A 13,416-nucleotide genomic window follows, 5' to 3' on the forward strand; every position below is an offset into this window, starting at 1 on the left:
AATGTGGCTTTGAATCCGTAATGCGCCTGGAGCGCGATAAACGCTTCCTGTTCCAGGCGATGCCGGCCCTCCAGAATTTTCTCTACGGCTGTTTTCAAATTGTCCAAGAGGCCTTCGACCGGCACACCTCCCAGAAATTCAAAAGCGTGTACAAAGCCATCCAAAAAAGCCTCCTGTTTCTGATGGGCATAGGCTCGGACAAAACGTAAACGGCTAGATGAGAGCTGGAGACAAAACAAAAAGATTCTCTGCGTCCGCCCGCTCAGGATGATATCCGCCTCACCCCAGTCGAACTGGAATTGAAGGCCCAATTGAAACTCAAGGGGGATGAACACCTCCTTCTGTTTTTGCCTTCTCCGAGCAACGAGTTTACGAATGTTAGAGGCAGATCCTTTGAAGTTGTATTCTTCGACCAATCGTTGATAAACTCTCGCCGCCGTATGTTTCTGTTTGACCCAGTGTTTTTGATCCTCAAGGAGCCACTGATCGATGACGGGCAGAATGCGTTGAGTTTCCTCTGAGTATTCTTTCTTCCCGTACGAACGTTGCCGAACCGCAAGGGTCGGAGGCTCCTTCTGTTTGAGATATTTACTCACCGTATTTCTTGAAATCCCTAAATTTCTCGCAATCTCACGTTGAGAAAGGCCTTCAACCTCCTTCATAATTTTGATACGATCATAGAGAGCCATATCGATCATCCTTTTTTCCCTCTCCCTTATGTAGAATTGCTGGTTACTTTTCTATCATAGGAAAGATGGGCTAAAAATTGGAAATCATGTGGCTCATTTCTATGCGATCATTTTGCCTATAAATGGCTCAATTCCAAGTTATCAAAAACATCTGTACGGTAAATAATCCCCACTTGTAAAAACTACGATGATCCGTATATCATTTATTTTTAGATGCATAGCAACGTTAGCCATCATTATTGTTTGTCACAGAAGAACTGGATAAGCTTATCTAAAGCTTTACTGATAAAAATATTACCTTCGGAGATATTGTCACCATGCCCACCAGAAGAGTATTCAACTTTGCAGATAATGCAGGGAATTATTTTGCGATCTTGGAAAGAAAGTTAGGCGTCAAATACTCCAACTTTTTTGACTAAGTATGGGTTATATATTTGACGCTTACCTTAAGACGAATACAACTGGAATCCTCATCGAATGGCGAACAAGCTGTAACTTTTTGGGATAATCTTATCCCGTCAGTTTTATTCTAACACTTTCAGTGAATAATATTGGTTAGAATGTGTTAGAATATGTGTTAGAAAAGTGGGAGGAATTCAAGATGAATTTCACAGAAGGATTAACACTCGAATTGAAACGACAAGTTATTGATGATATTCGGAAAACAGTCGTCGCTTTCGCCAATACGGATGGAGGGGCAATTTATATAGGAATTGGGGATGACGGTGAAGTTATCGGTATACAGAATCCGGATAGAGAAATGCTAAGACTGACCAATTTGATCCGAGATGCGATTAAACCTGACGTTACACTGTTTACGTCCTGCAACATTGAGAATATAGAAGGAAAAGGCGTGATAAAGTTAACCGTGCAGAAGGGAACGGAAAGCCCTTATTATCTTTCAGGAAAAGGAATGCGTCCGGAAGGTGTATTTGTCCGCCAGGGTCCTTCTTCTGTGCCTGCTACCGAAAGTGCCATAAGAAGAATGATCATGGAAACTGATGGTGACAGCTATGAGACCATGCGATCACTTAATCAAGATTTAACTTTTGAAGCTGCAAATAAAGAATTTATGGCGAGGCAGATCCTTTTTGGAACCAATCAATATAAAACCTTAAATATAGTCAATGCAGATGGGCTTTACACTAATCTCGGCATTTTGTTGTCGGATCAATGTGTGCATACCATTAAAGCGGCAGTTTTCGAGGGGACAGACAAAGCTGTATTTAAAGATCGCCGTGAATTTGACGGTTCTTTGCTGAGACAACTTAATGAAGTTTATGAGTATATTTCCCAGTACAATCATATTCGGGCGGAATTTTCCGGACTTCACCGTGTAGATCGGAGGGACTACCCCGAAGATGCCTTGCGGGAAGCCCTGCTCAACTCTTTAGTTCACAGAGACTACGCCTATAGTGCAAGTACTTTGCTCAGCATTTTTGATGACCGGATCGAGTTTGTTTCCATTGGCGGTCTTGTCAAGGGGATCTCAATTGAAGATGTGATGCTCGGAGTTTCTATGACACGAAATGAAAAATTGGCCCGTATTTTCTACCGTTTGAAGCTGGTGGAAGCCTATGGAACGGGCGTTCCCAAAATTATCAGGAGCTATGACGACTTTCCTATAAAACCAAAGTTTGAAGTATCCGATAATGCATTTAAGATAACTCTTCCCAACAAGAACGCGGTCATTAAAATAAACCAGTTGTCTGAACAGGAGCAGGCGGTGATGGATCTGATTGAGAAAAAAATAAAAATCAGCAGGAGGGATGTAGAAGGCATCTTGCAGGTTTCGCAAACCATGTCCGGTCGCGTTCTAAAACAGCTTGTTAAGAAGGGATTTCTCCAAACTCTGGGAAGAGGCAGAAGCACTGCCTACATCCGGACAAAGTGAGTTTCGTAATCAAAGACAATGATCTAGGCAGATTGTATGATCATCAGGTAACTCATGTCATTCAAATGACCCAAGTGAGGATAAGCTTTTAGCTTCCTCACTTTTTCTTCCCAACCATAAATAAACATTTGTGCCACATATCCTGCGCAATATCGTTGTTGCGGATCGCCGGCAGTTCTTAAGTATTAAATAAACGTTTGGTCAAACATTCATGATTCAGCATCCCGCTGCTCTTTTCCTCTTAAAAGGAACATTAATCCGGCAGACAGAAGGCCAATACCACCGATGGTCAGCCAGCCGGAAGCGATAGAAAACTTCATTATGAACTGGCCCATCAGTAAAGGCCCCAGTGTGTAGCCCGCTCCGGTAATAATCGGAATCAGCGCGCTTACTCTGCCCCGGTGAGACGCCGGGGTATAATTGGCAACAACTATCGGAGAATTAATCGAAATCAGGATCTCCCCCACCGTCATGATGAAGATCGCCAGATAAAAGAGCGGCAATAAATGAATCAGACCGAAAAGGCCGAACGCAAAGGCATAGCAAAGTCCGCCAGCAGCAATTACGCCAATGGGCTTAAGGAACCGCGTCAGTTTGGAGAGGATTGGTGTCAACAGGATCACGATCATTCCGTTAAAGCTCGCCAATGTTCCATATAGTGCGGCCCCATTACCGCCAAACAGACTTACCATCTGCAGCGGCAGCGTAAAGCCCCATTGCGCATATTCAAACTCAAAAAAAAATAAAATCAGAGCAAAATAAATTAAGATCCGCCTTCTTAATAAAACCCGGAACACGGATCCTTCCATATCTTTCTCCAGCGAGCGTTCTTCCCCGAAATCAGCAGATGGAAACCGCCCTTTCGTCTCCCCGATAAACAATACGACAAGTATCATTGATATAATTGTTGTCAGACCGTCCCCAATAAAGACAAGAGGAAGGTAATTCTTAAACAAGATTCCTCCGATGATCGGACCGACTGCGAAACCCAGGTTCCAGCCCATATAACTCAAAGAATAGGCTGATTTACGGTTTCCCGGGGCCGTGATATCCGCCAGTAGCGCATCATAAGCCGGTCCGCAAATCGAGTAGAGGATTGAAGAAGCCATCAGTACATAGACCAGCCTCATGGACGGTTTCATAAAGCCGCAGGCAAAAAGAGCCAGCGCACCCAGGCCTTGTGAAATCAGAATGATATTTTTTCTCCCAATCGTATCGGCCAGTTTCCCTCCCAGAATCATTCCCGGTGCATAAATGACGCTCAACAGAGTAATGTAGAGCCCTGCCGTATCGCTTTTCATCCCGATCTTCTGTGTCAGGATCAGCACAAGCAGCGGCTGAACAAAACTGCCAATGCTGTCAATGAAGCGGGATAGAAAAATAATATAGATTTCTTTGGACAAACCACGATAGGCGCTAAAAAGAAACATTTTAATCTCCATTTCAATGATAAAATTTGAGAAGAGACTGCAGCTGTCACTTATTATATCAAAATATTCAAACAAGAATTTTCAAAGCATTAATTTGTAGCAATCTTAATTTAAAAGATAGTGGAAATCAGAAAACCATTTCTGCACTTCCATTGTCTAATAGATATAGAGATTATGAAGAACGCTGGTGAGCATATGTTGGGAAAACATTTTCACGGGACAAAGCGCCGAAATGATCAATGGATCCTCTGATCTTCAAAATCATTAATTATCCGTCCAGAATTTACGGTAATGTTCAAATAAAAATAAAATAATTTCAGAGATGATAAAAGCAGCCCTTGTGGATACTCTATGAGCATTCACAAGGACTGCTATTTATTTAACTCAAACGATCCGCAGGGCAACTGTTTGAAGTCACCGTTCAGTTTCTCACTTGTGTGTGCCCTGAGAGATTCAAGCTTTTCATATCGCCCGATGCATTATGCAGGTGCTGATGCTTTAAAGTCGGAAAAACACTTTTGTCAAAAACCCCAACCAGCGTTCCCTGAAAAATAAGTGCAAAAATAGTACCGATATTAATCGCATAAACATGCTGCTGTTCAATCCAGCACAGGATGACAATAACGATTGGCGGGGCGAAGGTCAGCAGCTGAGCAATGGTCGCATTGCCTTTAAAGAATCTAAAACGGATAATCTGCATTAAATCATCGCAGGGATGAAGAATCAGATTAACCCGCTGATAGATAGAGATTCCCATTGAAATAAAACATATGCCCACTAAATCCAAGATGATCCGAACAGTCAAAGGCAATTCATTGATCCCGAAACTCAACAACAGTTGAGTGATCAGACCAATCAAATAGCTAAACGGAACCATAAAAATCAGATTGCCCAAAATACGGTGCCATTCGATTTTATGAATGATAAGCGTATTGATAATGACAACGGCCACACCAAAAGCAAAGAGCATCACGTCCAAAGGTATACCCGTGAACTGCGTTACATTGACTGAAGAAGCAGTCCATAAAGCACTCCCTAAATTCAACGAAACGGTTAAAGCATTTCCAAGCGCATTCACAAAAATTGAGATAACAAAATAAACGATACTTTCAGTAATGGGTAACTGTTTTGCTTGATTGATCAACGCTAAAATTTCCCTTCCGAAATCATTTCGGGTTACTGCCCGGCTCTTATTTTAGAACTCTTTTAGAGTACAGTGAACATTTTAATACTTTTCGTTCAATAAAACCCAAAATGATTTGGCAAATTCTCGACGATCAACAAACTTTTAAGGTTCCCTCAAGTTTTTGAATGCACACCATTCATTATCTTCACCCTTAATCGGATGTGAAAGGCTTACAATCAGCCCTTAATCCGTTGCTTTTCACTCCATATGCTTGCTTTCCTCGGACGACCCGCGAGCCTCCTCGTCAATACTTCGCCCCGAGGTCTCGTCCGGATCGCTGTTCAAGCAGGAATCTAATACCTTCCTTTCCAATCAACGAATAGTGAAACCAGCATTGAACTTTACGCAACCTAACCTATAACTAAAGACATGCAGGAAACGAACAGCAACAATAGGAATGAAGAAATCATATTCATATCTGTAACAAAATTAAACAAAATCACTCCGTTTTTTAAGCGCTCTTTTTGATCGTTTATTCGGCTGATAATTCACTGCATAAATACCCGTACATACCAAGATAAGTGCAACTGCATTTTTCCATTCGAAAATATTTTCTCCCAGGAAAATGGCCGATAAGATTGCTCCGGATACCGGAATTAAAAAGTTGTAAATCGCAATTGGGCCTACTTTATTATATTTTAGAAGTATCGTCCAAATAGAAAAGGCGACCGCCGAAAGCAATCCGAGATATAACAAAACAAGTGTGGAAACTACCGTAAAATGCGTCATATAACCCTTGCCCGAAAAACCCATAAGCAAGAGGACAATGCCGCCGATCAGTAGTTGGTAGCCTGTCACAATAACCGAGTCCATCTCCTGGCAAATCTTTTTCCCATAAATAGCTGAAACAGAGAAAGCAAGGGCCGCTACCGTCACAAATCCTTCCCCAATTATTTTAAAGTTAAAGTTCAAAAGGTCACTGCTGAAATTTACCAGTAAGACACCAACAAACCCAAGAATACAGCCCACCGTTTTTTTGAAATTAATGCGATCATCTTTATAAATAAAATGAGCAAAGATGACGCTGAAAAAAGCGGATGTGCCATTCATGATCGAAGCCTTGACGCCAGTGGTATGGGCAAGCCCTATGTAGAAAAACACATACTGCAGAGTTGTTTGCGTTAAACCTAAAAGGACAAGGGACATGATGTTTTTCCATGTGAGCGTGAATAAATGCTTGGACGTACATAAAGCAACAACTAAGACCATCAGCCCGGCAATGATAAACCTGTACCCAGCAAAAGACAGCTCGGAGAACACATTATTCGTGCTTATTTCAAAGAGAGCGTATCCGATTTTAACCCCCGGGTAAGCACTCCCCCATAAGATACAACAGAACGATGCGAGCAGAATGACGGCCTTTTTGTTTGTAAAAAATTTTTCACTGTCCAATTTTGTCAGATCCTTCTTCGTGAGTAGTGTGCTTTGCCGGAATCTTGCATTATGCATTCAATCGAGTATACTCACTCTATTATACGATACAGGACGTATACATTTCAGACGATGTTCATAATATTTATGATGCGGTCCCAAAAACGTGCTACTATAGATTTAATCAACTATCGGATACACAGAATTTTTGTACTTTGACCGTGGATTGAATGGATGGAGGCTAACAACGTTGGAGAACAAGAGCATTATCGTCATCGGTGCCGGCATTTCGGGACTGGCGGCTGTTTATTATATGAAAAAACAGCTGCCACAGGCCCGCGTCACTTTACTGGAAGCTTCGGACCGGATCGGCGGAAAGATCAAAACAGTGCACCGGGACGGATTTGTGATTGAATGCGGCCCTGAAGGTTACATGGCCCGCAAGCCTACACTGACAAACTTGATCAAAGATATTGGCCTTGGAGATCATCTGGTCCATTCAGGAACAGGTACATACTACATCTATGTCAACCATCGTCTCAGAAAAATGCCGGAGGGTTCTGTCATGGGTATCCCGACCAGAATGCTTCCTATGGTGACGACAGGTTTGATCAGTCCGCTCGGAAAGCTGCGCGCAGCTTTGGATTTGCTGATCCCACGAGTTTATCACGATCAGGATCTTTCACTTAAGGAATTTTTTGAAAGGCGTCTTGGATCGGAATTGATCACTAACATGATTGAGCCCCTGCTTTCCGGAATTTACAATGGCAGTCTGTCGGACATGAGTCTGGAGGCGACGTTGCCGCAGTTTGCGGCCATCGAAAAGAAACACAGAAGCCTGATTCTGGGTATGAAGAGCATTCAGCCGCCGAAACAGGCCGGAGCGTCGAAGAAAGCAGAGGGACGGTTTTTATCGCTGTCATGCGGGCTGGATGTTCTGACGGAAAAGCTTGCTTCCTATGCTGATGAAATCAGGCTGAAAACACCTGTCGAGCATGTTGAGCCGGGGAAAGTCACACTGGACGATGGGACTTTTTTGAAAGCCGATAGCATTATTTTGGCGACATCACCAAAACAGCTGGGACCACTGCTTGATTTCCCGGAAGCCTGGAACCTGAGCAATGATAAGCGGACAACAACGGCTACTGTGGCTTTCGCTTTTAAAAAAGATGAAGTGGAATCGCTTGACGGGACAGGTTATGTCGTTTCCAGAAAAGAAGGACTGCATATCACGGCGTGCAGCTTCATGAATTACAAATGGCCTTACACGGCACCGGAAAATTACACGCTGATCCGTACGTACGTCGGAACTGCTGAAGACGCGGCAGTCGTTGAAGAAAGCGATGAAGAGATTGAGAAAAAAGCGCTGACCGATCTGAGAAAGGTCGGAAAGGTCGGGACACCTTTGTTTTCTGTCATCACCCGCCAGATTGATAATATGCCGCAATACACCGTCAATCACAATCAGCGTGTTCAGGCATTTGAACAGGCGCTTGGTAAAATCAGAGGAGTTTACGCATGCGGCGCTATGTTTCACGGCGTCGGTCTGCCGGATTGTGTGGACAACGCGATGCATGTGGCCGAAGAAGCAGCCGATGAGATGAAAGAGAGTGAGAAAGCAGCAACAAATTTATGAATCGGCAAATACCTCTTTGCTGCCTGGTTCGCGGGATGTTCCGGCTATGTTCCATGGTAAAATGTTTTCAAGTCTTTCCTTCGTTGTCAGCCTGTTCCAGCTCCCTGATGCGCAAAAACCAGCTTCTCCTGTGTTTGAAAGTACAAAAAAATCGAGCCATGGTCGACACCCGCATTATTAGCGCTCATTTAAGTTGAAGGTTGAAAAAAACCTTTCTTTGCATAAATCTGTTCGGCAGCAATTAATATAGTTCCGCAGGTTTATTTTCTTTGCCGTTCCGGTTAACAGCCGCAACATCTTCCACGAAACAGGCAAACAATCGGGAAAAATTTTCTATCAATGCTGACAAACGTTGTGATACCCATGTTGGTTGCGTTGCAATAAAGTTTGATTAAAACTCATTTAGTCCGTTTATAACTGTTTGGGCCTTTTCTTTATGTAAATCAGTTTTTCAATATCCTGTAATTCACTGTCGCTTTTCACTGGATAATGTATCCATCCCCCTTCTCCACACGGATAGCGATTTTCCCATAAAGTTTGCGTTTTAGGAAGCATACTTTCTAATTCTTGATACAATCTTTTGAGTTCCTGTTTTCCGATAGTGATCGTAATCGTGAATGACTCCTTTTCAGAAAATAAATAACAGAGCATTTTGCTTCTATGACTATATTTGTAACCCCAACCATAGTTATTTCCAAAAGGAAATTTCAGCTCGCGAATTAAATCATAATGTCCTGTTAGAAAGCTCTCAAATGTATTTAATCGTTATAAACCTATAGTGCGATCGTTTTGTTTATGAGGTATTGATTGATAAACACCAGCCTCAAGAAATTCCTGCCATAGTCCGCCAACTTCTCTTCCCAGATTCGGATTATGATTACTTGTTCGAATCTTCAGTCCCACCACTGATTTTTCTTCCAACTGCACCATCTCATAGTCCATCGTTGATACCTCGCTTCATTCGATGATGAACTCAGTATAGCAGTGGTAATATGACAACTATCTGTCATATTATAAATATTTCTTCAAACCTTCTTCAAATTTTCTTTTTATGATCTCACGAATATGTATTGGCTCTAAAACTTCAGCATAACAGCCATATGACAGGATATAGCCATAAACCCATTCATCCTCGGGAAAAATCACCGCAACCGTAAAATATCCATCTTCATGTTTCCGAATACACGTTGGATCGAATTCATCATAAATCCTGTAAGCAACCTTTTCATCAAACTTTATGACAAGTGTGACGTCCCTTGCATGCTTGGATTTGAAGTATTGTTCAATATCGTTGGCGATTTCTCTTTCAAAGATTTCATTCAATGGTTTGAGATTCTTCATTCGAGTAATTTTGAAAAGCCTCAAATCTTTTTTCATTCGGCAATAACCATAGAGATACCAACTCTGTCCTTTAAAAAGTATTTTTAGAGGTTCAACCGTCCTCTCGGTTTTTTCGCCGTACGAACTAAAATAATCAAAAGTCACAGGTGTTTGATTCAAAATAGCTCTTTTTAACACGGTAAATTTTTGACGTTCATTGCCACTGCTGCCCCAGTGGGAAAAATCAACGTCTATCCAATTCGTACTTTGTTTGTTGAAAAGCGCACTTAATTTATTGAGCACGGAATCTACATCAGGCACTTCCAGGGCACGAAGACTTTGCAGGCTCATCAATACCTCATTCTGTTCCTGATCAGAGAGGAGAGATTTATTCAGCACAAAATTTTCGAGCAGCCGAATGCCACCTCCTTTTCCTTTATTTGTATAAATCGGTATACCTGAAGCAGAAAGTGTATTGATGTCACGATATATCGTCCGCACAGACACTTCGAAATACGCAGACAACTCCTTGGCTGTTACCTGCTTTTTATCAAGTAAAATATAGATGATCGCAAACAACCGATTCATGTGCATAGGACATCACCCAAAGTTATTATATGTCACAAATATTTACAGAGCATTCCATAAAAATGATATTTTTCAAAAATCTCTTCCAAATGCTGGCCCTCATACTTCTAAAATTCAACTTGAACGTATCTAGAACTAGACCATTAGAAATCATTAGAGTACCCTTCCTTTTCTTAGCGTCCAAATCATTGAAATGGCAACAAAGCTAAAAACGCGGACTATCAATTTTTTAAAGAATGACACTTGTTATAGCGTCTGCATCATTGACAAACTGCTGCATAGACATCATTTGCATGATCATCATTCTAAGATACAAGCACTGTGCAGAGTGGGAGTACAGAAGCCCGATAACCATCGACATTGTTTGTTTTAACTGCAGACTGTTTCGTTAATCAAACGTTTGATGAAGGCCGCTTCAATCTACCGAAAGTACTGCTAAACCGGGCGATGAGGCTCTCATAGGAAGGCAGAAAAGATACGTGAGGAAGCAAAAGAAGCGGCATTCAGTCACCGTACTTGAAAGCAATATCGAACCTTACAGACATATACGATATCAGAACCATCTATGTAGAATGTTTGAAGCATCGGGCTGTGCCGATGATTAAAGAATGAACTCTGAAGTAAGCGGGTAAACTGGCAGGACAATTTTGACCGAAAGTAAAAAATTGAAGGCGATTTAAATCCCGACCGTAGCATAACGGACTTAAAACAAAAAAGTTCTTCACCGGTGATCTTACTATCTCAGTAAGGAACTTTTTATCTATAAAGATTTTTTGTCTTTCAAAGCAGCATAGGCAATTGCACATTTAGTGGTAATAATTAGAGGGTTCTGTCAAGAAAATCACGGATCAATTTACCGATCTGAGCAGCATGCGTCTCAAGTGCAAAGTGACCGGTATCCAGTAAATGAATCTCGGCTTGTGGCATGTCACGCTGGTATGCTTCGGCACCTGCGGGAATAAATGAGGGATCGTTTTTTCCCCAGACAGCGAGGAACGGGGGCTGGTACTTTCGGAAGTAAGCCTGAAATGCCGGATAAAGTTTTACATTGTTGCGGTAATCCAAGATTAGATCCAGTTGAATTTCCTCCGCACCCGGACGTGACATATAGGCGATATCAAGAGTATAGCCGTCAGGTGAGACAAGACTTGGCTCAACACCGCTGAGGTATTGAAAGTCCCGAATAGTTTCCGGTGTGAGTGACTCCCGGCAGGCTTCACGATTTTCCGCTGAGGGTAAGGCCCAATAGTTTTTCCAGGCGCCCCATGTTGTACCAAATCCTTCTTCATAAGCATTGCCATTCTGACTGATCACCGCCGTAACCCGTTCGGGATGGGCTACCGTGATTCGATATCCTACAGGCGCGCCATAATCAAAGACATACATCGCATAATGGGCGAAGTGAAGCTTTTCAGTAAACGCGTCAATCACACGGGCAAGATGATCAAACGTATAATCAAACGTATCTCGGGAAGGGGCCTCAGTGTTTCCGAATCCCGGCAAATCTGGAGCGACTACATGATAACGGTCAGCGAGTTCAGGGATCAGGTCGCGAAACATGTGACTAGATGTGGGAAATCCGTGCAGCAAAAGGATATTCGGAGCATCTTCAGGACCAGCTTCTCTATAAAATACTTTAACATCGTCAATCGTTTGTGTGTGATAGGTTACATTCATTCTGTTTCTTTCCTTTCTTTTTTAATCCATCGTTTCCTGATTATGGAGAAACACGTGATAACCGTAATAGTGAACACAATCAGGTTACTTGTCTGATAATTTTACACAGAAACTTTATCGCCTCTTATGAATAAAATACTATTCATTCCTGTAGCGGGCAGCCTTCATCCTGTTGCCGCATCGTTTCATGGAGCACCACTTCCGCTTGCCGGTCCGATCAATGAATAAGAGCATGCATTCAGGATTGGCACAGCATTTCATAAACCGTAGTTGATCATCTTCAATAAGTTTCAGAACATCAACAGAAATAAGAGCAGCCAGAGATTCCCGGCATCCGCCGACGGGATAAGGATGGATATGCTGTGAAATCATTCTCAGTGTCAATGGACATGCATCAATTTTCTGTTCTGAACATTTTACCAGTCGTTCCGATACATCTCTGCCGTTCACCGCATCTTCAAAGCACTTTCTAAGAAAAGAACGGTAATTTTTTAAATCGTCTAATACCGCAAATGATTCTTTACGAATCTTTTCCAGATAATGATCATCAATAAAAGGCACATACCCTTTTGAGGCAAACAACCAGTCGGTAAGATCTGTTTCATTCAGAATATGATCACGTATTTTACCGTGGCTCATTGTTTGCGTATTTACCAGATCCAGTGCTAAGTGACCGGAAATAAGCGGGAACTTTTCCATCATCTCCCCTCCTGCTTTCAATTTATATTAAAAAGAGCTATTTGTCAATCAATTATGACTAATAACCTCTTGATTGATTATATGCGGTTATTCTTAAAACCTATCTGTTAATGAGATCCTGCACTGCTATTTTGAAGCGCGGACGCATGTTGTCCATCCGGTTTCAGCGGATGGATCAGAAAGCGAATCTGTGTGACGGATCTACCTGTTTTCAGGGTCTGGTAGGAAATACTGAATTCACCGGTTTGATTAACGTCCTCCAGAGAAGGCTCAATGACCCTTCTCTTCAAGTCCACCCAACGTTCCAGCTTTCCCTTTTCCACATCGGTCAAATAGCGAAGCTGATCCAGCGTCAGAGTGAGTTCAGGCAATGTCTCATGGATCTTGAACAGCTCGTACAGTCTGGAGCTATACTTGCTTTTTAAATGATTGTCCATGTCCATGGCTTTATAATCCATTGTCTGAAAAATATCATGCAGACAAACAATGTACGGATACAGGCTGGAGCTGAGGACGACGATAAACTCAGATTTTGCCTGATCGAATGCCGCGCTCTGAATCCAGCTCGTCAACACATCTTCTTCCCGCCCTGTATCGTTTGAAGTAATCCAAAAAGGATAACTCCTGATTTTCAGCAAGTTCGCTTTAAGAGTCTCAATACCATTCGTTTGATCCGGCCGGCCAAATGCCGAGCGAATAGACGATTCAGAAAACTGAACATACGGCCGGTCCGTTTGAACGGTGCAGTTTTTTAAAAGATAAAAAAGCAACCGATTTTCTTCCAAACCCATTTTCTGATGCGTCATTTTGAAAAGTTTCTTGGCTCTGACCAACCAGTAGACTCTATCTTTTATTGGTTTTAAATGCATTTTACCAGTGAATGATTCATTTTTCAGATTCATTATGATTGTTTCCTTTCCCAATCT

General features: G+C 42.2%; 11 protein-coding genes and 2 pseudogenes. 2 read left to right on the top strand and 11 right to left on the bottom strand.

Annotated features, from left to right (window positions below):
* A partial coding sequence (istA, locus tag COP04_RS01025) for an IS21 family transposase (RefSeq protein WP_157800392.1) occupies positions 1 to 698 on the bottom strand: 698 nt, incomplete at its 3' end.
* Positions 699 to 1,290: 592 nt separating this feature from the next.
* Here istA and COP04_RS01030 point away from each other — a divergent pair.
* Positions 1,291 to 2,583: an RNA-binding domain-containing protein gene (locus COP04_RS01030; protein ID WP_100486303.1), complete on the top strand. Its 1,293-nt coding sequence runs from the start codon at positions 1,291 to 1,293 to the stop codon at positions 2,581 to 2,583.
* Positions 2,584 to 2,792: 209 nt separating this feature from the next.
* Here the strand turns inward: COP04_RS01030 and COP04_RS01035 are convergent, their stop codons facing one another.
* The 3 genes from COP04_RS01035 to COP04_RS01045 all read right to left on the bottom strand — a co-directional run bounded on the left by COP04_RS01035 (position 2,793) and on the right by COP04_RS01045 (position 6,591).
* The gene (locus COP04_RS01035) at positions 2,793 to 4,013 is read right to left on the bottom strand and encodes an MFS transporter (protein WP_100486304.1); all 1,221 of its coding nucleotides are present in this window, start codon (positions 4,011 to 4,013) and stop codon (positions 2,793 to 2,795) included.
* Positions 4,014 to 4,434: 421 nt separating this feature from the next.
* A complete protein-coding gene (locus COP04_RS01040) occupies positions 4,435 to 5,157 on the bottom strand; it encodes a YczE/YyaS/YitT family protein (RefSeq protein ID WP_239984722.1) in 723 nt (240 codons plus the stop codon).
* A gap of 471 nt (positions 5,158 to 5,628) precedes the next feature.
* Positions 5,629 to 6,591 carry a DMT family transporter gene (locus COP04_RS01045; RefSeq protein ID WP_100486306.1) on the bottom strand — a complete coding sequence of 321 codons (963 nt, stop codon included), beginning with the start codon at positions 6,589 to 6,591 and terminating at the stop codon, positions 5,629 to 5,631.
* 229 nt (positions 6,592 to 6,820) lie between these two features.
* Here COP04_RS01045 and hemG point away from each other — a divergent pair, with 229 nt between their 5' ends.
* Positions 6,821 to 8,206: a protoporphyrinogen oxidase gene (gene hemG / locus COP04_RS01050; RefSeq protein ID WP_100486307.1), complete on the top strand. Its 1,386-nt coding sequence runs from the start codon at positions 6,821 to 6,823 to the stop codon at positions 8,204 to 8,206.
* Positions 8,207 to 8,617: 411 nt separating this feature from the next.
* Here hemG and COP04_RS20630 read toward each other — a convergent pair.
* The 7 genes and pseudogenes from COP04_RS20630 to COP04_RS01075 form a co-directional block, all read right to left on the bottom strand.
* Positions 8,618 to 8,956 (bottom strand): annotated as a pseudogene (locus COP04_RS20630) (DUF3788 family protein); the annotation flags it as partial.
* A gap of 15 nt (positions 8,957 to 8,971) precedes the next feature.
* Positions 8,972 to 9,148, bottom strand: coding sequence for a GyrI-like domain-containing protein (locus COP04_RS19300; RefSeq protein WP_157800114.1), 177 nt, complete (start codon positions 9,146 to 9,148; stop codon positions 8,972 to 8,974).
* A gap of 69 nt (positions 9,149 to 9,217) precedes the next feature.
* Positions 9,218 to 9,877 carry a helix-turn-helix transcriptional regulator gene (locus COP04_RS01060; RefSeq protein WP_239984940.1) on the bottom strand — a complete coding sequence of 220 codons (660 nt, stop codon included), beginning with the start codon at positions 9,875 to 9,877 and terminating at the stop codon, positions 9,218 to 9,220.
* Positions 9,878 to 9,964: 87 nt separating this feature from the next.
* Positions 9,965 to 10,120 (bottom strand): annotated as a pseudogene (locus COP04_RS20160) (helix-turn-helix transcriptional regulator); the annotation flags it as partial.
* Between the two features lie 813 nt (positions 10,121 to 10,933).
* Positions 10,934 to 11,791, bottom strand: a complete 858-nt coding sequence (locus tag COP04_RS01065) for an alpha/beta fold hydrolase (protein WP_100486310.1) — start codon at positions 11,789 to 11,791, stop codon at positions 10,934 to 10,936.
* Positions 11,792 to 11,929: 138 nt separating this feature from the next.
* Positions 11,930 to 12,490, bottom strand: a complete 561-nt coding sequence (locus tag COP04_RS01070) for a CGNR zinc finger domain-containing protein (protein ID WP_157800115.1) — start codon at positions 12,488 to 12,490, stop codon at positions 11,930 to 11,932.
* 107 nt (positions 12,491 to 12,597) lie between these two features.
* A complete protein-coding gene (locus tag COP04_RS01075) occupies positions 12,598 to 13,413 on the bottom strand; it encodes a replication initiation protein (RefSeq protein WP_100486312.1) in 816 nt (271 codons plus the stop codon).
* Between the last annotated feature and the right edge of the window lie 3 nt (positions 13,414 to 13,416).

It is taken from the genome of Sporolactobacillus pectinivorans (assembly GCF_002802965.1).
Lineage (GTDB): Bacteria > Bacillota > Bacilli > Bacillales > Sporolactobacillaceae > Sporolactobacillus > Sporolactobacillus pectinivorans.

Coding starts and splice junctions, on each gene's coding strand:
- COP04_RS01030 (WP_100486303.1), top strand. CDS start 1,291: ATGAATTTCACAGAAGGATTAACACTCGAATTGAAACGACAAGTTATT.
- COP04_RS01060 (WP_239984940.1), bottom strand. CDS start 9,877: ATGAGCCTGCAAAGTCTTCGTGCCCTGGAAGTGCCTGATGTAGATTCC.
- COP04_RS01065 (WP_100486310.1), bottom strand. CDS start 11,791: ATGAATGTAACCTATCACACACAAACGATTGACGATGTTAAAGTATTT.
- COP04_RS01035 (WP_100486304.1), bottom strand. CDS start 4,013: ATGTTTCTTTTTAGCGCCTATCGTGGTTTGTCCAAAGAAATCTATATT.
- COP04_RS19300 (WP_157800114.1), bottom strand. CDS start 9,148: ATGGACTATGAGATGGTGCAGTTGGAAGAAAAATCAGTGGTGGGACTG.
- COP04_RS01070 (WP_157800115.1), bottom strand. CDS start 12,490: ATGGAAAAGTTCCCGCTTATTTCCGGTCACTTAGCACTGGATCTGGTA.